A 21,964-nucleotide genomic window follows, 5' to 3' on the forward strand; every position below is an offset into this window, starting at 1 on the left:
GCTGTGAGAAATAAGAGTCCTTGCGGAACACTTATTTCCGTTCATCAGGCCGCTCAACCGCTGTAAGAGTCTCTCAACGTCGCTTAATTACTCTAATGTCGCATAAATGCACGGCGGTGGCGGATTTAAGAGGCTTTGGGAGACACTTAATTTGCTCGAGCGAACGCGCGGTGTGAAATAAGAGTCCTTGCGGGACACTTATTTCCGTTCATCCGACTGCTGAACCACTATAAGAGTCTCTCAACGTCACTTAATTACTCTTAAGTCGCATGAACGCACGACAGCGGCGGGTTTAAGAGACTTTGGGAGTCACTTAAATTACACGAACGTGTGCATGGTGTGAAATAAGCGTCCTTGCGGGACGCTTATTTCCGTTCATCAGACCGCTGAACCGCTGTAAGAGTCTCTCAACGTCGCTTAATTCCTCTAATGTCGTATAAATGCACGGCGGCAGCGGATTTAAGAGACTTTGGGAGACACTTAAATTACTCGAACGTGTGCATGGTGTGAAATAAGCGTCCTTGCGGGACGCTTATTTCAGCCTCCCTGCGGCACGCCCAGCCCCTGATAGAGCAGATTTTTCTGCTCTATTCGCCCCGGCGGCACGCCCAGCCCCGGATAGAGCAGATTTTTCTGCTCTATTCGCCCTGGCGGCCGCACGAACTAAAAAAACTCCCAAGGTCATCAACCAATGACCTTGGGAGCCAACACCTTCCTTACCGGTATGCTTTTACTTCATCCACGTATACCGTCGCAGTGCCGGACGTTCCGCCCGGCGTTACGATTTGTACGCCGATCGAATTGACCGACTTCAGATCGTCCGGCGTATAAGCCGGAACGCCTGAATCGACCCACGGATTCATGTTCGAGAAGTCGATCCGCAGCGTCGCGAACCCCGCGCTGTCTGCCGACAATGCGCCGGAATCGATCCACACCTTGTAGCCGCGCAGTTGAATGAACAGCTTCGCTTGTACGCCGGCAACGGCGGAGTCGATTTTCACCTTCGCTTCCAACCCATTAAAGCCGCTCAGATCGACAGCGCCCGCCTTGCTGACAGCCAAATACTCGCCGCCCGACTGCCAGTTCACGTCCGTCTTCAGTACATCATAGTTCTGGCCGTTATCTGCATATACAGCTTTCGTCACCGTCAAATTGCTGGCGGAGTTCCCGCTCCAGCCTTCCGTGTCGGCAGCGAAGCCGAACACAACGTCCGGCAGCGCCGCTGGCAGTGTCACATCCTTCACCATCAGCTTCGCCTCCGCACCGCTGTTGCTAAGTTCCTCCAATTTGATGCCGATAAGCTTAATATCTTTCAGATCTACGCCCGCAATAGCCGCGGCATCTTTCAACGAGATTGTCAGCGTCGCCTCTCCCATAGAACCGATCGCAACCGGCGTACCGCTGTCTACCCACGTCCATCCGCTGCCGCTCTTAAAGAACAAACGCGCCTTCGCCGTACCTTCACTAAGCTTGACCGTGGCGTTCAATGTATCGAGCTTCGACACGTTCAGCCCCGCCGGCGAAACGGTCAGTTCAAATTCCTCGTTCCACGCGCCGCTGGAAGAATTATTCCCCGTATTGATGAGCGGGAAATTCACCGTTAGCGCACCCTCGGCTGCGTCGTGGCCAATATCGTGCGCACCCGCCGTATTGTTCTCCAGCTTCCAGCCCGTGATGTCGGCAGCAGAATCGAATCCATACAGCACGCCCGCCTGCATACCCGGCTGCTCGCCCGCCTCCGGCAGCTCCGCTATTCCATCCGCATGCACGGCACGGATGTCATCGAAATACAGAACGCCGCTATGGCCGCCGCCATCCATCGCATTAATGTAAAGATTGAAGTTCGTTACCTTCTTGAGCGTCTCTTTCGTCACCGGACCGCCGGAACTCCATGGCGCAACGGCAAAATCGCTGAACGGAATCGTTAAGCTGTACGCTTGTGACGGATCCAGCACCGGATACGCCTCGTAGGCGGTTCCGTTCATCATAATCTGCACAACGAGCTTCAGCGGCTTGCCCTCCTTGGCGAACGAGCCCGCACTATCCGTCTTCAACCATAACTTCAGCGCGTTATTGCCCGACCAATCGGCTGTGCCCAAGCTTTTGCCTACGCCTGTGTAACCAGCTGTATTGACGGCGAACTGCAATTTCATGCCGTAGTCACCGGACGTCTTCCCATCCGAACTGAGCGAGACATTAACGTCATCGCCGCCCGCTTTCGGATATTTCGCGGCAAGCGCATCGCTGGAGCCGCCGTATCCTTCATAATCATCGACAATTCCCGTATCCAGAATTGGAGCAGTATAAGCATTATACAGACCCAAATCATCGACCAAAATGGAAACCGGTACGGTCGCCCCCAGTCCGCTTCCCACGAGTGAAACCGCAAGTCCGGACGCTTGCGCCGCAGCCGCAGCGTTGTTCAGTTCAATGACCGCGTCGTACTTGTAGTAAGCCGTGCCTCCAACCGTCACTTGATCGAGATCAGCAAGCGTCTTCTTCGTTGCATTCTCGCCGTACTTGAAGCCCCAATCCTCCGGATACATAGCAACCGCTTGAACCGCTGCACCCGTTCCGCCCGCCGATACCGGGATAAGAGCCGACAGCTTCAGCCGCTGAACCTGACCCAGATTAACGCCGTTCAGAGCGTCCTGCGTCAGCTGAATCTTGAATTCCTGCCAAGTATCCGCTGCATTCAAGCCGGACAACTGCATATCAAGCTTGCCATCGCCATCTGCTTCCGCGTGCGCAAGCGCCATTTGAATGTTGGAAGGATAAGTGCCGTTATTTTGAACGAATGAGAGACTGTCTGCCGCATCAAAGGTAAACCTCTTCACTTCCAGCTCCCGCACTTTCACGAACACCGAAATCGTCTGCTCCAGCTTCCCGCCGTCAGGCAAATAAGCGCGCACCGTCACTGTTGCCGATTTGCCGTTCAGTTCCGCCGACGGTTTCCATGTTCCCGTATAATAACCGCCCGCATCCAAAGCCATCTCTGTCTCAGCGCCATCCGCTCCTATGCTGTACGTGACCTTGACCGGTGCCGTATGGAGAACCCGGGCACGAATAATAGTAGATGCCTCGCTAGCTGTACCGACGTTAGTCGGCGACACGATATGGAGGAACGGTTGTTCCGCCGCCGACTCCACCGTACGGTCATACACATTGGCCGCTTGAACTTCAGCCGCGAAGGACGTGTACGGATCTTCATAGTAGTCGACGAAGTCCGGCAGCAGCTCATGGCTGCCCTTACCTGCGACATCCTTATACGGAACGAACAGGTTGCGCTCGTCATCGAAATTCGCCCACGTCAGCATATAAGCAATCCGCTTCGCGTCCGGGTCGTTCTTGATCGCGTTCATCACTTTCGTGAACCAATGCAGGTCGCTGTTCCCTGTCGTCTTCATGCCCTGTGCACTAAAACCGTACTCCGACAGCGTGGCGATCTTCCCTTTGCGGTCGGCGGTCTGGGCAATCATCTTCAAATCTTTCACCAAGCCGCCGAGGAACGCGTCGCTTCCCGCGTTGTCTTTGCTGTCATACTGGTCCATGCCTAGAATATCGACGTAATCGTCTCCTGGGTACGTGGTCAAATATTCGTTCTCGTTGCCGTTGAACGGTCCATTTGGCGAAAATACGTACAAAAAGTTGCGAACTTGCTTCACATCCCGCAAATATTCCACCGTATAACGGTACAGCTCCACATATTCCGCTTTGGTCGTCGTCGCCGCTCCCCACCAGAACCAGCTGCCGTTCTGCTCATGAAATGGGCGGAACAATACCGGAATTAAATCACCATTGTCATCCTTCAACCCGTTGGCAAAATGAGCGATCCGATCGAGATATTGATTGAACGCATCGTTCTTATCGCCGCCAGGCAAAATACGGGTGACGACTGACTGCGTCGCGTCTGCCGTGTTACTCGTATCATTGAAGCTGCCGCCCGTAACAAAATTGTACGGATGCGTGCTAAGCGTCACGATGCCGCCGAGCGAATGAGCCTTCTTCATCGCTGCGCTAAGCCCTTTGCGGCTCTCCTCGTAATCGCCAGCAACACCCGGCGGGTTCTCCCGGCCGTCCAGACTGAGCGTATCCCAGCCGAACACTGCCGGGTAGTCACCCACGCCGTTCTTCACATCGGAGATGACGTCGCCTTGGGCATCCTTGCCCGCAAAGGAAACGGTCGTATCATGCTGATGGCCGAACAACACTTCTTCGCCGCGCGCCTCTTGCAAGTACGCGAACAGCGACTTCGTCTCATCCGTCGCTTGTTCGTCGACGAGATTCACCTTCTGATCGTCAGGAACTTCGCCATTTCCATTTCCATTCCCATTGCCGTTGCCGTTGCCATTCCCGGTACCTTCGCCATTACCGCTTCCCGTACCGGAGCCGTTGCCCGTGCCAGTACCTGTGCCCGCATTGCCTCCGTTCGAAGTCCCGCCCGACTCATTCTGTCCGCCCGATTGAGGCTTGCCTTCCTTCCAAGCGTACACGCCGCTGCTCGTAATCGTCTGTCCATTCACGACAATGCTGCCGCCGCTCGGAAGCGTAATCGCAAACTCACCTGTCATGGTACCAATATCGACCGTCGAGCCTGACGCTTCCCCGCTAACGATTAGCGTTTGAATGGATGAGCCCGCTTCCACAATCAACTCCCCGATAGAATGCAGTATAAATTCCTTCAGTTTCGATCCGCCCGAAACCACGATTCGCACTTCGCCCTCGGCACGGTCTACAACGACATTCGACAGCTCGGAAGATTCAATATGTATGGAGTGATCGCCGCCGCCTAACACATACGTCGTCCCTTTGACCGTTACGCCTTGCAGAGTAACCTCGCCATCGGCAATACCAGGAGCCAAATACAGATTGCCGGAAACCGAAGCATCCTGCAGCTTGGCGCCGCTGTGATTCATAACCACATTCCCGTCGATCGTTCCACCGACTACAGCGCCCGCTTCGTAGTAATATTTCGCAATCAACCGGTCAATGACCGTCACCAGCTCTGCTCGGGTAATCTCTCCTTGCGGGCGGAACGTGCCGTCCACATACCCTGTAAGAACATCCTTCAGAGCTGCTACCGCCTCACGCGCATAAGAGCTGATTTGACCCGCATCCGTGAACGAGAGGTCTGCTCCTCCGCCGCTCAACTTAAGCGCTTTTGCCAACAGTACGGCAGCATCCTGGCGCTTTACGGCAGACGCCGCATTGGATTTATTGCCGGGATACCCTTCATAATAGCCGGCTTGACGGGCAATGCTCAGCGCCTCTTCATACCAAGCTCCTGCTGGGATGTCGGCGAACAACTCGCTGGACTTTGCATAATAGCCGAACAGACGGTTCATAATCGTGACCAACTCTGCCCGCGTCACCTTACCGCCAGGACGGAGCGAACCGTCCGCGAATCCTTGAATGACGCCATAACCCGCCCACTTGTTCAAGCTTGCCGCAGCCCAACCGCCATCCACTGCAGCAGCCGTCAACTGCTGTTCAACTTTCTGAGACGCCGCAGCCGTGACTGCCACCCCCTGAACGGAACCCGTAATAAGCAGCGATGCCGACAGCGCCGCAGCCATAACGGACGCCGATCGTTTCCTCATTGTCTTCGATTGGTTCAACTTTTTCCCTTTGTTCAACTTACCCACTCTCCCGCCTAATAAATTCGAATCCACCCACCTAATAAAGCGCTTACATAATAGATAAAATAAAACGATTCCCCGTCTTCCAATGACACAATCTCAGAGGAAAGCCGCCTGCTGCCTGCTTCCCTCTGAATATTGCCGCACAGCGAATGACGCTATTTGACCGCGCCGTTCGTCACGCCCGCGAAAATGTACCGCTGCATCAGCAAATACATAATCGCCGTCGGAATCATAATAATGAGAATCGCGGATGAAACCATTTGCCAATCCCCGCTGTTAACGCCGAAGAACCGCATAAGCGACGTCGACACGACGACCTTGTCGGGATCCGACAGATACAGAAACGGCGTGTACATATCGTTGTAGATCGCAATCGTCTTCAGGATGACGATCGTCGCCGTTGCCGGTCCCAGCAGCGGAAGAATGATGGAGTAGAAAATTTTGAACAAGGAAGCCCCCTCCATCATCGCTGCCTCGTCCAGATCGTAAGGAATGTTGCGAATGAACTGCAGATAAATATAAATTTGCAAAATGTCGGCGCCGACGTAAAGCAGTACCGGCCCCATCAAGTGATTCGTCAGATCAAGGCTTTGAATCGTTTTGTAGTTAATGACCTGCGTCGTGATTTGCGGAATAATCGTCGCGAACAGGAACAAGCCGACGAGCGGTCCCTGAAGCTTGAATTGAAACCGGGATACCGCATAACAGAATGCCGATCCGAGCAAGACGTTCAGCACCAGTGAGACGCCCAGTATGACGACTGTATTACCGAACGCGCGTCCCATATCAGCTGAAGTGAACGCTTCGCTGAAATTGCTGAAGTTCAAGAAATTCGAAGGCAGCGACATCGTCGACTTGGTCAAATATTCGTCAGGCGTCTTAAACGCATTCGTTACAATAATGTAGGGCGGGAACAAGATGACGAACGCCGCGATCAGCAAGGATAAATATTTCGTCACGGTCCATAGCGGTTTTTCTTTCGTCACCGTTAACCCCTCCCTTTCAAGAAGTATCTTTGAATCGACAACACGAGGACGACAGATATCAACAAGACTACGCTCATAGCGGATGCAAGCCCATAGTTGTTAAACTGGAAGGCAGTCTCGATAATTTTCATAACAAAGGTTTCGCTCGCCCCCGCAGGTCCGCCGTTCGTCAATACAAATGGAAGGTCGAATACTTCCAGCGCGCCCGTTACGGTCAGGAACAAGTTCAGCTCAATAATTTTGTAAATGTTCGGAAGCGTAATGAAACGGAATTTCTGCCAATTGTTCGCGCCGTCGATGGACGCCGCTTCATACAAATCAGAAGGAATGGATTGCAGCGCAGCCAAGTATATGACCATGTTGAAGCCCATAAACCGCCAGAAGCCGATGGAAGCGAGCGTGTAGTTCACGAAGCTTTCCGTCCCCAGCCAACTCGTCTCCGAACCAAGACCCAGCTTGCCGAGCAAGAAATTAAGCGAGCCGTTCGTCGTATCGAATACATAACCGAACGTATACGCAACCGCTACGCCATTGAGGATGTACGGAAGAAACAGCAGCAATCTAAAGAAGTAACGCCCTTTGAGCTTGCCGTTCAATACGATAGCGAAGTAGATCGCGACGATATTTTGCACGATGCCGACGACGAAATACGCGACATTATGTTTGAATACGCCGAAAATTTCCGGATTCGAGAACACTTCCTCATAATTGCGGAACCCGATCCAGTCCTTATCCGGACTCATGCCATCCCAATTCGTGAAGCTGAGCCGAATAAGCTCGAGCGCGGGATAATAGGAAAATGTCAAAAGCAGAAGAAGAGGCAGCGCGACGAACGATATGATGATTATTTTCTTTTGAGTTCCAAAAGGAAGTCTGCTAAGCATGGGACCCCTTCCTCTCCCGTTTCTTATTTCGCATCATGCAGTGCTAGTGCTAGAACTGCTCATGATGCACGCCGCAGGAACGGATGTCATGCCGACATCCGTTCCATCGCTTTAGCGTTTCTTATTTCACGACATTTTTCTTTGCGTTCGCCCACAGCTTGTTGTACTTATCAAGAATCGATTGAGGATCCTTGCTCAGGACGAATTCTTGAACGACGCGGCCTTGATCGATTTGCGCTTGGTTGGCAATCGCCGTTGCCGTATCGTTCGGAGGACCTGCTTCGATGTACTGCGGGTTGTAGCCGTTGAATTCAGCAAGTTGAGCCAGCTTCGATTCTTTGTCCTTCAGCGTCGGGATGAGACCTGCAAAATCTTCAAAGCCGGACTCCTCGATCATCCATTTGACGAACGCTTTAGCTGCTGCAACGTTGCCGTCTTTGTTAACCGCATAGAACCAGTCCGGGTTAAGCGGAGCTTTCACCGTACCCGAGTTGTCGGACGGGAACGGGAAGAAGCCTACGTCTTCGGATGCTGCGCCATTCTCGATAACTTGGTTGATGACCCAGTTGCCGAGCAGATACATGCCGAACTTGCCTTGCGCAACGTCTTTCTTCGAATTTTCCCAGTTCGTCGAGTTAACGTCTTTCTCAAGAAGTCCTTTTTCGTACAGCGTGCGAAGAATGGACCACGATTGACCGTACACGCCGTCCAGCGTATATGGCGCGTCGCTATCGGCACGTTTGTTCTGGTGATCCGATACGCCGCCGATCATCGTCGGTACGTCGTAGATCCACGCGTCAAGCGGCCATTTGTCTTTGAAGTTGGAAGCGAGCGGAACGATGCCGGCGTCTTTCAGCTTTTGGGCAGCCGCATAGAACTCGTCCAGCGTTTTCGGAACTGCCGTAATGCCGGCTTTCTCGAACGCCTTCTTGTTGTAGACGATGCCGACCGTGCTGCTGCCGGACGAAACGCCGTACATTTTATTTTCGAACGCTTTCAACGTTTTGAAGCTGATGTCGCCAGTGAACTGGATATCGTCAAGCGGAGCAAAATATTTCGGGAAGTCCGAATTCGGGATACCAGGACCGATCAGCATGACGTCAGGGAATTTGCCCGTCGCGATCCGAATTTTAGAGTTTTTCTCATAATCGAGAATGCCTTCGAATTCGATCGTCACGCCTGGATATTTCTCTTCGAACCGCTCTTTGTACTCCTTGTATTCCTTGCCGACCATATCCGTACGGTTCGTCAAGAATACGACTTTGCCTTTGAGTTCTTCCCCGCCGGCCGTTGTTTCTTCCGGTGTCGTCGTTTTCTCCGTCGTCTCCTTGCCGGTGTCAGCAGGCTTCGGATCGTCTTTGCTGTCTTTGCCACAAGCCGCTAACATTGTTAGCATAAGAATACTTACAAGTAATAACGATACTGCTTTTTTCATTCTTCTCTTCCCCCTCTATTCGTGTTTGGTACCGCTTGCAAATTGAGTATATCGCCTTACTGCTCTCAATGAAATGGTCTGAATTATCTTTTATAGTCTTCAAATTACTTCTTTAACCGACAATTTAAAAATAGGTTGAGAGCGCTATATTATGCCAAAACCCATCTATTTTATATATATTGAAGACATCCAATTGCATTGAAACGCTTCCAATTTATTTTTTCCCTCTGCCCTATTGCCAAACGAACGATGATGCGGTTTACTTGTGATAACAAATCTATTTTTGTTATGCTAACTTTTAAATAAATACAACTAACTTCATGTTTGATTGGAAGATTGGAGAGGTGTACATGAGCAAACTTAATTCTTTTGTAGGCGGAATGACATGGGGCTGGACAGGCGTTAGAGGCACTTGGGCAACCAGCGAAGCAGACCGTTCCATGCAGCTAATGACCGAACGTCTGAATGTGAACTGGACGGCGGTCACCTTTGCGGCCTATCAATCGCATCCGCAAGCGACGACCATCCATTATCAAGATGCACCTACGGTAACGGACACGGAAGTTCGCCGCGCCATTGGCGAAGCCAAGCGCCTGGGACTGAATGTGTGTTTGAAGCCTGTGGTCAACTGTGCAGACGGGACATGGCGGGCGCATATCAACTTCTTCGATCACGATGTGCCATGCGAGCCGAAATGGTCGGAATGGTTCGCCTCCTATACGGCTTTCATCCTGCATTACGCTGCTATAGCGGAAGAAACGGGCTGCGAGATGCTGTGCATCGGCTGCGAAATGGTTCAAACAGACCGCAGAGAGCAGGAATGGCGCGAGCTAATCGGCAAGGTTAGAGAGGTCTATTCCGGAATCGTTACTTATAATTGCGACAAATATCAGGAGGACCGCGTCGCATGGTGGGACGCCGTCGACGTCATATCTTCCAGCGGCTACTACCCGATTAACGATTGGGACAACCAATTGGACCGGATTGAAGCGGTCGTCAAGCGTTACGGCAAGCCGTTCTTCTTCATGGAGGCGGGTTGCCCTAGCCGACAAGGATCGGAGCATCTGCCGAACGATTGGGGATTGCAGGGGGATCCGGACGAATCGGTGCAGCAGCGTTATTTGGCCACGATGTTCGACCGGTGCGACAAGCGCGAATGGGTAGGCGGTTTCATGCTGTGGGATTGGCCGGCGACGCTCTATACCGAACAACAGGCGTCTGCCAATGATGATTACTGCATGTACGCCAAATCAGGCGAAGCGACTGTGCGGGACTACTACAAGCTCAAAACGGCAGAACAGGAGAACGCGCGCGTATGACCATAACAGCTAACATAAAATCGCAGTGGGCTTCCGAAATCCGGCAAGAGCTGGACGACAATATCCTCGCTTTCTGGATGAAGCACTCGCCTGACGAACGCGACGGCGGCTTCATCGGTGAGATTACGCAGAATATGACGCGGGTGCCGGATGCGGACAAAAGCCTCGTGCTGAACACCCGCATGCTGTGGACATTCGCCTCCGCGTACCGGATTTTTAAGAAACAAGCCTATCTGGACGTCGCAGACCGCGCTTATCTCTACATCAAGAAACACTTTGTCGACGTGCGTAACGGCGGCCTCTATTGGATGCTCAACGCGCAGGGAAAACCGTCCTCCGACAAGAAACAAGTATATGGCCAAGCCTTCGCTATCTACGCATGGTCGGAGTATTACCGCGCGACAGGCAACCGGGAAGCGCTTGGCATGGCGATCGAGACGTTCCGGCTCATCGAGCATCACGGGCGGGATGCCGTCCATCTCGGTTACATCGAAGCGCTGGCTGCGGATTGGACCGCCACGGACGAGCTTAGCTTAAGCAACAAAGACTTGAACGAGAAGAAGTCGATGAATACTCATCTTCACGTGCTGGAGGGCTATACGAACTTGTACCGGGTATGGCCGAGCGAGGAACTACAGCGTTCGCTTCGAGAGCTCATCCGGATTACGCTGGACCATATCGTCGACCGAAGTACGGGCCACTTCAAGCTGTTCTTCGACGAAGAGTGGGGCAATAAATCCGATCACGTCTCATATGGCCATGATATCGAGGGCAGCTGGCTGCTTCATGAAGCAGCTGAAGTGCTCGGCGATGAGCAACTGACGAAGGAAGTGGTCGCTGTTGCCCTGCAGATGGCCGAAGCAACGCTGCAAGAAGGCGTCGATCCCGATGGCGGCATTCCGAACGAAGCAGACGGCAGCGGTCTGATCGATACCGACAAAGATTGGTGGCCGCAAGCCGAGGCCGTTGTCGGCTTCTACAATGCGTACCAATTAAGCGGTGACGAGCGTTATGCCGAAGCCGCACGCGCATCTTGGCATTTTATCCAGACGTACATGATCGACCGAACGAACGGCGAATGGTTCTGGAGCGTCTCGCGAGAAGGCGTTCCGACCGAAGGCCATCCGAAGCTGGGCGCATGGAAATGTCCTTATCATAACGGCAGAGCCTGCTTCGAAATGATTGAACGGCTTGCCCATTAATATCGCATTAGCAGTACTATCGCATTCATCCTAATCCACTAATGCCAATGGAGGAATACAACCATGAACCAATTGTTCGCACAACGCCAAGCGGAGCATACGGCCCGCTACGAAGAATTGATTGCCCGCCCTAACCGCAAGGCCGCACTCGGCAACGGCATCTTTGACCGCTACGACCATCCGGTGCTGACAGCCGAGCATGCCCCTCTCGTGTGGAAATACGACTTCAACCCGGAGACGAACCCTTACTTCATGGAGCGCATCGGCGTCAACTGCGTCTTCAATCCCGGCGCGATCGAGCTGAACGGCAAGTTCTACCTTGTCGCGCGCGTCGAAGGCAACGACCGCAAATCGTTCTTCGCCGTCGCAGAGAGCGACACGGGTATCGATGGTTTTCGCTTCTGGGACCGCCCCGTCGTTCTGCCGGAGACGGCAGAGCCCGACGTGAACGTATACGACATGCGCCTGGTCAAGCATGAGGACGGCTGGATCTATGGCCTGTTCTGCACGGAACGCAAAGATCCAAGCGCGGCGCCTGGCGATCTGTCCAGCGCAGTAGCGCAGTGCGGCATCGTCCGGACGAAAGATCTCGTGCAATGGGAACGTCTCGCCGACTTGAAGACCGGCTCCAACCAACAGCGCAACGTTGTGCTGCATCCGGAGTTTATCGACGGCCAATACGCTTTCTATACGCGTCCGCAGGACGGATTCATCGACGCCGGTTCCGGCGGCGGCATCGGCTGGGGACTGTCGCGGTCGATTGAGAATGCCGTTATCGAGCAGGAAACGATCGTCGATCAGCGCCACTATCATACGATCAAGGAAGTCAAGAACGGGCAAGGCCCCGCTCCGATCAAGACGGACAAGGGCTGGCTCCATATTGCGCACGGCGTTCGGAACACGGCCGCAGGCCTTCGTTACGTGCTGTACGTATTCTTGTCCGAACTGGAGCGTCCGAACGTCGTCACCCATCGGCCGGGCGGCCACTTCATCGCACCGGAGGGCATCGAGCGCGTAGGCGATGTATCGAACGTCGTATTCTGCAACGGCGTGATCGCCCGCGAGAACGGCGACGTGTTCATTTATTACGCATCCTCGGATACGCGCTGCCATGTCGCGACGACGACGGTCGGCCAACTGCTCGATTATGCGATGAATACACCTGAGGATCCGCTTCGTTCGTACGCTTGCGTCCAGCAGCGTCTGGAGCTGATCGAGCGCAACTTGGAGCTCACGAAGTAATCAAAATAAATAGCCCTCCCAAAAGTCGTTAGAAATGGACTTTCAGGAGGGCTTTTCTATTGGTTTTATTCTACTGTTAGATGCACCTGCGCAGACGAATGTTCTTCCTATCCCTCTTGTATCCTATCCAGGTTTCCTTGAACTATGAAAGGGAGCAGTTTCTTTGTACATCCAATAGTCTCGCGTCGGCCGTCATTCTTCGTTCGAACACTAACGACCCATAGCTGTTCGAACCAGTGTGCTAACGAACCTGAGAAGCGTTATTTGGCCCCTATTTGCGCTTTCGCAAATGTAACGAATCCTAGAGACGTTATTTGAGTCGTAAAAGGGAATTTCGAGCAAGTTGAGCCCAAATAGCGCTTCCTCGATTCGTTAGATTCTGAAACGGCCGATTTTGATGCAAATAACGTCACCTGGATTCGTTAGCCTGCGAAACTCGCCATTTGAGCCGAGTTGCCTTGCCGATTAGGATCCCTCGACCTGCTGCCGCGCTTGCCGCCATCTCTCGTTATATTGCTTGAAGGTCCCCTTCAAGTCGGTTGAAGCAATCCATTCCTGAATATATTCGCCCGACCATAACGATACATTCGCCTTCTCCGCAATCTTGAGAAGCCGGTCGCTTGGCGGCACGCTCTCCACGAACGTAGGCAGGAACGACAAGAACTGTTCCAACTGCGGCAATACGGCGGACTTGGAGTTGATTTTGACCGGCAAGAAGCCTTCGTCCTCCACATACCCGGACTGGGTAACGAAATATTCGACCCACTCCTTCGCCAGCTCCTTGCTTCCGCTGTATTTGCTCACACCTGCGAACCAGTCGGGCGCCAATGGCGCGAACCGCTTCGGCCCGTCATCGTAAGGAAACGGGAAGAACCCGATATCGTCAGGCAAGGCCCCCGCTTCGATGACCTGCTTAATGACCCAACTGCCGTTCAAATACATGGCCGCTTCGCCGTCTGCTATTTTACGCTTCGAAATTTCCCACTGATTCTTCACGAGCTCCTGCTCGGTGTATCCGCGGTCTATTAACGTTTTGACGATTTGCATCGAATGGCCCCACGGATTGTTTACTGCCCAAGGCTCGTCCGTCGAGGCCATTTTGTTCAAATAATCCGCATCGCCAGCCATGTAGCTGACAAGCTCTTCTCCCCAAATTTTCATCGGCCACTGTGCTCCATAGTTGAGGAATACCGGCGTAATGCCCGCTTTCTTCAGCTTCTCGCATGCTTCATAGAACGAGGCGAGAGTCGTCGGCAGTTCCAGTATACCAGCCCTCTCGAACGCCTTTTTGTTATAAACAACGCCAACCGTCGCCACTCCCGTAGCAATGCCATAACGGATCCCGTTCACCGCTTTGTAGTTGTCGAAACGAATGGAATCGAACATCTCGTCCGGAAGCGGCTCGAAATAGCGGGGCAAATCCTCCGCCAGCATATTCGCGGGCAGCAGCAGCACATCCCCCATATTAAGAGTGGACAGACGAGCCATAATATCCGACGTATAATTGCTGAACCCTTGAAACTCGACCGTAACGCCGGGATGCTCGCTCTCGAACCGTTCCGCATAACGGTCCATCGTGCCGTTCTCGATCAGATCGACCCGGTTGGTCAGAACGGATAGTGTTTGAGCCGTCGTATTGGGGTCATCGGAATGGCTTGTCCGCTCGTTGCCGCCCCCCGCCCCTTCGCCCGAACATCCAGCCAGCAGCCAAGTAACGGCAAATACGCTGATCATGCCTGCTATCGTCTTTCGCATTAACGATCCTCCTTCGACGCGCAATGAATGGAAAGCTTGCCGCATTATACTGTAAGCTTGTCGCGATTGCGGCAGAACCATTCTCATCGGCTAACAACGATATATTCACCTGATGGACTGCGTCTGAATTGCATTATAAGAATAACATATGGAGTTAGGAAGAAGAACAAATTAATTAGCAATAAAATATCATTAATTAGATAACAATACTAACGAACGAATCACAACTCCCATTTGAACAAACAGAAAAAAGAGCCGGATATCCGACTCTTCTCATGTTCCGATCAGCTTATTCACATTAATAATTGCTGTGCATATTTGTCCCATTCCGCATCATCCGTTTGGATCTCCACCGTAGGGATCAGGGATTGTCCCGCACACTTCCGCAAGTTCTCCTGAGCCTCCAAAAAATGTTGAACCGCTTTCGAAACAGAAGAATGGCCTTGCATAACGTATGACTTCCAACCTTCGCCGCGGCTCTCGATGTACCTGGACTCCACCGTTTCTGGTGACAAGGTTAAAAGGACGCATTGTGCATTCAGACCGGATAATCGCCGCTCCAGCGCCTTAATTTCTGCACTGTCTCCAAAAGCCGCCCGATGATTCAAGTGAAATCTCTCTAGGATGTAGAAGGCCCCGTTGCTTAATTTGGAATGGCCAAGTGAACCACTCCATAGAAACAGGTGCTCCAAATAATTAATATGAGGTTGCATAAGGTTCAAATGTTCCTCCTGCTGCAATCGTCTTGGCTCGCCATGGTCATCATGAAGGACCTGGGAGTAGTGCTCGCTTAATGCGATCATCGTTCTCGGAACATTCGCAGCCTGACCATGCGCTTTCTTCAATGCGGACAATACGGATGTTTTGCCTGCTGTGGACATGCCTTCAATGATTAATCCTTGTATCACAACGACACCTCAATTCCATTCGTAGAAAACGGCTTCAGCACTCTGAATGAAATTCTTCGCATCCTCGATATTTCCTGTATCCGTTCTCATAAAAAACAAGCCTAACCGTTCGAAATTGATTTATAATATTGAAATAACAGCCATTATTAATATTTATAAACAATGGGGAGCGTAACGATGACCAACCAGAAAAGTGCAATGATTATCGGAGCCGGAATCGGTGGCCTGGTAACAGCCCTGCAGTTGGACCGGCTTGGAATAAAGGTGCAAGTGTTCGAAAGCGTGGAAGAGATTCGCGCGCTGGGGGTGGGTATCAACCTGCTCCCGCATTCCGTCAAGGTATTAACCGAATTAGGATTGGCGGAAGAGCTGGACCGTGAAGGCGTACGAACTGCGGAGCTCGCCTACTACAACAAATTCGGGCAGCTCATCTGGAAGGAACCAAGAGGAATGGATGCCGGCTATCAATGGCCGCAATACTCCATTCATCGCGGCAAGCTCCAGATGCTTCTGATGAAGGAAGTCCAACGCCGGCTGGGTGAACATGCTATCAAGACTGGCCATCACTTAGCTGAGTTCGAAGAGAATGCGGACGGCGTAACCGCACACTTCGTCAATCGCAAGACCGGACAGACCGTCGGCAGCCACCAAGCCGACATGATGATCGGCGCCGACGGCATTCACTCCATCGTGAGAAAAGCCTTCTACCCCGATGAAGGCGCTCCCAAGTATGGCGGACGAATTTTATGGCGCGGCACGACAGATGCCTCTCCCTTCATGACCGGCAAGTCGATGATCATGATGGGACATGTGGACATCAAGTTCGTGGCGTACCCGATCTCTGCCCCGAATCCTCAAGGGCAATCCACCATCAACTGGATCGCCGAATTGACCGTCCCGGACGGAATGCTGGATCGTACCGACTGGAACAGGAGAGCCAATAAGGAAGACTTTGCGGCGGCGTTCGCTAATTGGAAGTTCGATTGGATCGACGTTCCTCAGTTAATCGAGAAATCGGAATCCGTCTACGAGTTTCCGCTCGTGGATAAAGATCCTGTCAAGCAATGGGCGTTCGGCCGGATCGCTTTGCTGGGCGACGCCGCGCATCCGATGTATCCGATCGGATCGAACGGCGCTTCCCAAGCCATACTGGATTCAGAGGCCTTATCCCGCTCCCTGCAAGAGAATGTATCCATGGAAGCCGCTTTGCAACAATATGAAGCCCTCCGGTTGGATAAGACGACTTCGATCGTACTCAGCAACCGTGAGAACGGTCCGGAAATCGTCATGCAGATTGTGGAGGACAGGGCGCCTCACGGGTTCGCCAATCTGTATGATGTAGTCAGCAGACAGGAGCTGGAGGACATCTCCACTCGCTATAAGAAGATTGCGGGCTTCGATAAAGAAACAATGAACGCCGGAAAAGAAGTGAAGTCGTGATGAATGCTGAATTTGCATTCGAAGCTATCACCGAAGTCGGCCCCATCCAAGAAGTAGGGGCAACGCCTGGAGGCGTAAGACGAATGATTCCGATTCTGGGCGGACGAATTTCGGGACCGCGAGTCGAAGGTATCATCCTTCCCGGCGGAGCGGATTGGCAGCTGATCCGCAACGATGGCGTTGCGGAAATCGAAGCCAGGTTCACGATCAAGACAACGGATGGAACGATGATCTACGTCATCAACAAAGGATATCGCCACGCTCCGAAGGAAGTGATGGCCAAGCTGGCTGCGGGAGAAGCGGTGTCGCCGGATGATTATTATTTCCGCACCGCGCCTTTCTTCGAAGTAGAGGACGGCCGATACGGTTGGCTGAACCGCACGCTGATGATCGGCAAAGGCGAGCGGAGAGATTCGGTTGTATTTCGGTTTTACGAAATTCTATAAAATAACTCAACGTCCGGGAAACAGGCACGCTGCCTCTCTCGGGCGTTTTTTCATTTTCCGAAACAATCATTAGGAACGTCAGTTTCGACTTGGACGCCGGAATGACGCTAAACTCGGCATAGAGAGTGTGTGTAAACAAGAAGCCGACCTCTGATGGTCGGCTAACTTCAAATACTTTTCTCACTACCTACACAATGTCACATGTTCACTTCTGGCCATCGACAGCTTCCTGTAGAAACATAATGCCCCAAGCGCTCACTCCCTTACTCCCACCTGCCCTCTCCCCTATTTCTAAGATAATAATTGGTGTCCTGGAAGAGCAGGGAGAGGCGTAGGAGTACAGGGTTAGGGAATAAGAGATAATACCTGGGAAAGAGCCTGAGACAAGCCTGTAAAGCCTTGATACGACTGAGTTTATGGTTGGGTGAATGATTGGGGAAAGACTTGAGAAAGTCATAAAAGGAAAGACTGGAGCTTTGGTTGGAGATAACGCCGACCAGTTCCAGTCTTTGGTGATTTAAGGACAGTTATTTCAGTAGAAGACAGTTATTTATGGTGTTGGACAGGAATTGTTTATTAATTAAAAGGAAGCAATCATTGACTGCATTTGGGGTAAAAATGTTTTGTTCAACATATAAAACAATTACACTGAGCGTTATGCTCATCTCCTCGTTTGTAAATTTTCCTTAAATTTTTTTCTTAACACATCTAAAAAAGAATCAATATCTGTATGTTTTTTTTCATGTATTAACGCATTTTCACATACGGTTTTTTTGAAACCATGTATTTTTATCAAGTTTTTATAAGTGATATTGAGTCTTTCGAATCTATATAGAGATATTGATTCAAATATTTCAACAGATATTTCATATATCTTCTCAAATAATTCTAAAGCCACTTTCTTAATATGTTCAATTTCATATATATCATAATGTGCTATGTAACTATCTCTTAGGTCCTTAATTTCCGCACGTAACCTCCTTCCTTGTTTCATACGCTCCCTAAATTCCCCTCCAAAAAGCCCTTGTATAGAACTTCTAATTTCATTAGAACTACATGAGTTACTTATCTGGTTCTTTAAATAATCAAAACCAAAGTTTTTCTTTTTACTGAGGTTTGCTTCTGCAAACAACTTTTCAGAAGTAAGAATCAATACAAAAAAAGAATTATGCACAAATTGCTTTATAAAAAAGAGATCTGTTGGGAAAACACCCTTTTGCGAAAACTCTCCATCAATGAAATTCATTATTTTTCTACAGTAAAATAAATTCACTCCAAAAACATGCAATTCATCTCTGATTAAGTCAGTCATTCTTTCGAACTCTTTTTGCTTTTCCACAGACATAATATTTTTATAGAATAAATCAATTTTGGAACTATACATTTGATGTGTGTTTTCAGTTATTTCATTTCTAATATCACTTAATCTATCTACATACTTTTCTTCATCACTTATCCTTTCTTGATTCTTGTATAAATGCATTAAAAAATGTGTTATATACTCTCTTTGATATAAATGTCTGCTTTCATCGTCCTTGCTATTATCTATCTTGTTAATGCTATCTTTAATGTGAGAGAGATCTGAACAACTTACCTCGATATCTTCTTTTAATAAAAATGCAATGTTATCGATGAGTTGTAATAAATCATTTATATCTTCATCATTTATTTTTTCTTGCTCATATATAATATGAATTATATTAATGGCATTATTAAATAGTATGTCTAATGAAGCTTGATTATTCTCCAAATAACTCTTCTCCTTATGCAATTTAAAACTTAAATTTAAGAGAAATTATTAAAATGCCTCTACTACAAAGAAGCACTCTCGTACTCTCGCATGCAGAATAAAGATTACTTATTCGTTCAGATTTAAAACTGTTTCACCTTCTTTGCTCAACTTCTCCCAAATAAAGCTCTATTCATCTACATCATTAAAGAAATCTTCACTATTTAGGTTTAAGACTTTTAGTAAATAAGGCAATTCTGAACTTCCCCTTTCTTTATATTGTTCAATTAACAGACTAATGATTTGCGTATATTCAAGGTTGTACATATCTTCAACTTCATTTAGTGCATTCATGAAAATTACAAGGGACTTTTTAGGATCAGCTTCACCTTTCATTTCATAAAAAGCATCATCGAAAACATCTATAATTTCATCGCATTTATTTTGATTTTCTTCTTCTAAATCGTATTTTTTCGATTCTGTCTCCTCTATTAAATTATCAAGTTCAATTTCCCAATTATCATCAAGCAACCCTTTCTCAACTAAATAATTTTCTAACATTTTGATATTTTCAAAAACCTGCTCTATATCAGTGTTTAAATTATTTTCATAATTAGTTGAATTCTCAGCGTCTTCTATAATTTGAATGATCAAATCCTCCGCTTTCTCCAAACCATTATCACTGTACTCTTTCAGTAAAACTTCAAAATTAACTTCTCCTAATAAATTTTTAACACTGCCTTCTTTCAAAAATGTTATATCAAATTTTCGAGTAGCAATATCAAATATGCGAGCAATCACATTTGCTTTTAATTCATCCGAAAGTAACCCCAGACGTTCTAATTTATAAGCTAAATCAAATGAAGGGACATCCGAGAGCTGATCAAAAAAGCTATTTGTATATTCACTCCAATTGATGTCTGTTTTTTCTCTATGGAGCCAAACCAAATAGCTCTCACTAACTTTATAAGCAAAAAAGTGACTGAGTTCATCTTTTTTTAAAATATAATAGTCATCAATCGATTTTATTTCTTTTTGTGTCTCCCAAAATGATCCGAATAATTTTTCAGTGAATTTCTCCCAGTAATCACCTGAAATATAGACACCTTCTGGTGTTAAACAAGAAGCTTCTCTTGATAAAACATCAAAGTCCGCTAATGTTATAAATATCTCGGTACTATCTTTTAAGAGAGGCAATAATGCTTCTCTCATACTTGGATGGTGAGGAAGCCAGACTATCCTATCATTAATCACTTCTTGCCTAACAAAACTTCCATCTATCTTTTTTAAAGCTTCTATTAATATATTTTCATCCTCAATTTTATACTCTTTTAATACTATTCCACTAATCTCTTCAGTATTTATTCGGGAGGTAATATAACTTTCATGCAATAAAGCAAAAACAATTGCCGCTTTATACTCTTTATGGAGTTCTGAGAATAGGTCTTGCAAGTATTTATTATGGTGTTTAAAAAAATGTTCCAAAGTACTTTTAGAGGTATCTACATTCTTATTAAAACTATAATTTCCTAACCTCCTCGCCAATTCTGGATTAAAATCGGGATGCATCGATATTTCATTCAAGAAGGGTTTCATTTGACTTTTTGCAACTTTAGGCAAATCACCGTATTTAATATGGTTATATAATATTTCTTTACGTTGTTTATCGTTAAATTTAGTTACCTGTAGAAAATTCGATTCATCAAATATTTCAGGGTAAAGTCGTTTATAACGAACAATGGAAGATATTTTTTTTGCTTCATTTAATATATAATCTCTACTTGTAAAAATAAAAAATGCTCCCTGCTCTATTGCCATCTGTACAAACAAGAAGGTATCTTCACTTAATGAATGAATAAAATTTGTATCAGTAGAGTGAACTCCAAATACATCATCAATGAAATAAATTCGTTCACAATCGTTCGGATCAAACTGCTGTTCAAACTCTTTTAAATTCTTTTTAATCAATTGATACTTAGGATGCCTCATTAACAATTCATAGCATAGATATTGAGCCATTGCAGATTTGCCTGACATTGATTCTCCTTTTAAAAATATAAATCTATCCTTTTCAATTTTGTTGAGTGCTTCAAAAAAAGCAGGTGTCTCAACAAAGTTAATAATGTTGGATCTCCAACTCTTACTTTGTAATATAGCTTTAGATTGTTCGATAATTTTTTCATCAAGAATTATTGAGAATGCACTGTGAAAATATAATCTTGGCACATACCTTCTTAATTCTGTGTGTAAATTTATCATATCATCCAACCATTTTTTCCCGTAAATTTCGACCGTTATCATTCCTACTTCTTTCTCAATATTTCTTTTGATTTTCTTTTCATTATCGTCTGTTAAATTGTAGTTTGTTATTAAGGTATAATTATTAATCTGATGGTTTATTACCATTTCTTTAATCTTAGCAATTTCTTTTTCTACAAGCGAGTATGTAATACTTTTTCTTTCGTCTGAAGTATGTTTGAATTGAAAAACAAATTTCTCTTTGTGCAAATTACCCCTATCATAATTTCCCTTTAATTCCTCATAATAACCATCACGCCCTCCGTCAACTGCTCCTGAAAATGACTGTACTTTTTTATTCCTTGTTAATTGTAAAGTAGCTATACAAAGCCTCTCAAAAGCCTTCCAGTCGAGTTCACTTAAATTGTAAGTCCTCATAATTCTCCTCCAATGTTATAAAACAAATTACACATTTACATTACAGAGTTTTAAACCAGAAAAGCGTTATTCAATAGCTTCTGGTTTTATTGAAAATGTTAATATTCGACAAAAAGGAACACAGTCCTTCATTTGGAAAAATAGCATTATGTACCCTATCTTTTTGTGTTTATTATGAAAAAGTATTTTTTTTCATAAATAACGATTTAGACTCCTACATAGTGAAAAGAAAACACCAAACTAAAGAGAAACACAGAGTTTGCATAACACGCAAAAGCCGATCGATAATCAGGAGTGGAT

The 21,964-nt window shown here is 48.1% G+C and carries 13 protein-coding genes; 5 read left to right on the forward strand and 8 right to left on the reverse strand.

What is annotated here, in order from left to right; all coding sequences use genetic code 11:
• Window positions 1-716: 716 nt before the first annotated feature.
• From PKO01S_RS20665 to PKO01S_RS20680, 4 genes are all read right to left on the reverse strand, one after another.
• The gene (locus tag PKO01S_RS20665; protein WP_127533341.1) at window positions 717-5,636 is read right to left on the reverse strand and encodes a glycosyl hydrolase; all 4,920 of its coding nucleotides are present in this window, start codon (window positions 5,634-5,636) and stop codon (window positions 717-719) included.
• Window positions 5,637-5,797: 161 nt separating this feature from the next.
• Window positions 5,798-6,628, reverse strand: a complete 831-nt coding sequence (locus tag PKO01S_RS20670; protein WP_127533342.1) for a carbohydrate ABC transporter permease — start codon at window positions 6,626-6,628, stop codon at window positions 5,798-5,800.
• A 2-nt stretch (window positions 6,629-6,630) separates the two neighbouring features.
• Window positions 6,631-7,512, reverse strand: a complete 882-nt coding sequence (locus PKO01S_RS20675) for a carbohydrate ABC transporter permease (protein WP_127533343.1) — start codon at window positions 7,510-7,512, stop codon at window positions 6,631-6,633.
• Window positions 7,513-7,633: 121 nt separating this feature from the next.
• Window positions 7,634-8,947, reverse strand: coding sequence for an ABC transporter substrate-binding protein (locus PKO01S_RS20680; protein WP_127533344.1), 1,314 nt, complete (start codon window positions 8,945-8,947; stop codon window positions 7,634-7,636).
• Window positions 8,948-9,297: 350 nt separating this feature from the next.
• On the opposite strand from PKO01S_RS20680, the gene PKO01S_RS20685 reads away from it, so the two are divergent.
• The 3 genes from PKO01S_RS20685 (at window position 9,298) to PKO01S_RS20695 (ending at window position 12,710) form a co-directional block, all read left to right on the forward strand.
• The gene (locus tag PKO01S_RS20685) at window positions 9,298-10,266 is read left to right on the forward strand and encodes a glycoside hydrolase family 113 (protein WP_127533345.1); all 969 of its coding nucleotides are present in this window, start codon (window positions 9,298-9,300) and stop codon (window positions 10,264-10,266) included.
• Entirely contained in the window at window positions 10,263-11,468 is a 1,206-nt protein-coding gene (locus PKO01S_RS20690; protein ID WP_127533346.1) for an AGE family epimerase/isomerase, read from the forward strand. The genes PKO01S_RS20685 and PKO01S_RS20690 overlap by 4 nt, the downstream gene beginning before the upstream one ends.
• A gap of 63 nt (window positions 11,469-11,531) precedes the next feature.
• Window positions 11,532-12,710: a glycoside hydrolase family 130 protein gene (locus tag PKO01S_RS20695; protein ID WP_127533347.1), complete on the forward strand. Its 1,179-nt coding sequence runs from the start codon at window positions 11,532-11,534 to the stop codon at window positions 12,708-12,710.
• A gap of 465 nt (window positions 12,711-13,175) precedes the next feature.
• Here PKO01S_RS20695 and PKO01S_RS20700 read toward each other — a convergent pair whose 3' ends face one another.
• Both PKO01S_RS20700 and PKO01S_RS20705 read right to left on the reverse strand, forming a co-directional pair.
• Window positions 13,176-14,465, reverse strand: coding sequence for an ABC transporter substrate-binding protein (locus PKO01S_RS20700; RefSeq protein WP_127533348.1), 1,290 nt, complete (start codon window positions 14,463-14,465; stop codon window positions 13,176-13,178).
• Window positions 14,466-14,758: 293 nt separating this feature from the next.
• Entirely contained in the window at window positions 14,759-15,373 is a 615-nt protein-coding gene (locus PKO01S_RS20705) for a hypothetical protein (protein ID WP_127533349.1), read from the reverse strand.
• A gap of 177 nt (window positions 15,374-15,550) precedes the next feature.
• Between PKO01S_RS20705 and PKO01S_RS20710 the strand changes: the two genes are divergently transcribed.
• Together PKO01S_RS20710 and PKO01S_RS20715 are read left to right on the forward strand one after the other, a co-directional pair.
• Window positions 15,551-16,813, forward strand: a complete 1,263-nt coding sequence (locus tag PKO01S_RS20710; protein WP_127533350.1) for a flavin-dependent oxidoreductase — start codon at window positions 15,551-15,553, stop codon at window positions 16,811-16,813.
• Window positions 16,813-17,259, forward strand: a complete 447-nt coding sequence (locus tag PKO01S_RS20715; protein ID WP_127533351.1) for a DUF3237 domain-containing protein — start codon at window positions 16,813-16,815, stop codon at window positions 17,257-17,259. The genes PKO01S_RS20710 and PKO01S_RS20715 overlap by 1 nt, the downstream gene beginning before the upstream one ends.
• A 661-nt stretch (window positions 17,260-17,920) precedes the next feature.
• Here PKO01S_RS20715 and PKO01S_RS20720 read toward each other — a convergent pair.
• Both PKO01S_RS20720 and PKO01S_RS20725 read right to left on the reverse strand, forming a co-directional pair.
• On the reverse strand, window positions 17,921-19,009 hold the full coding sequence (locus tag PKO01S_RS20720; protein ID WP_127533352.1) for a hypothetical protein: 1,089 nt from the start codon (window positions 19,007-19,009) through the stop codon (window positions 17,921-17,923).
• Window positions 19,010-19,177: 168 nt separating this feature from the next.
• A complete protein-coding gene (locus PKO01S_RS20725; protein ID WP_127533353.1) occupies window positions 19,178-21,664 on the reverse strand; it encodes an nSTAND3 domain-containing NTPase in 2,487 nt (828 codons plus the stop codon).
• Between the last annotated feature and the right edge of the window lie 300 nt (window positions 21,665-21,964).

The organism is Paenibacillus kobensis NBRC 15729 (assembly GCF_004000825.1).
Classification (GTDB): Bacteria; Bacillota; Bacilli; order Paenibacillales; family Paenibacillaceae; genus Paenibacillus_T; species Paenibacillus_T kobensis.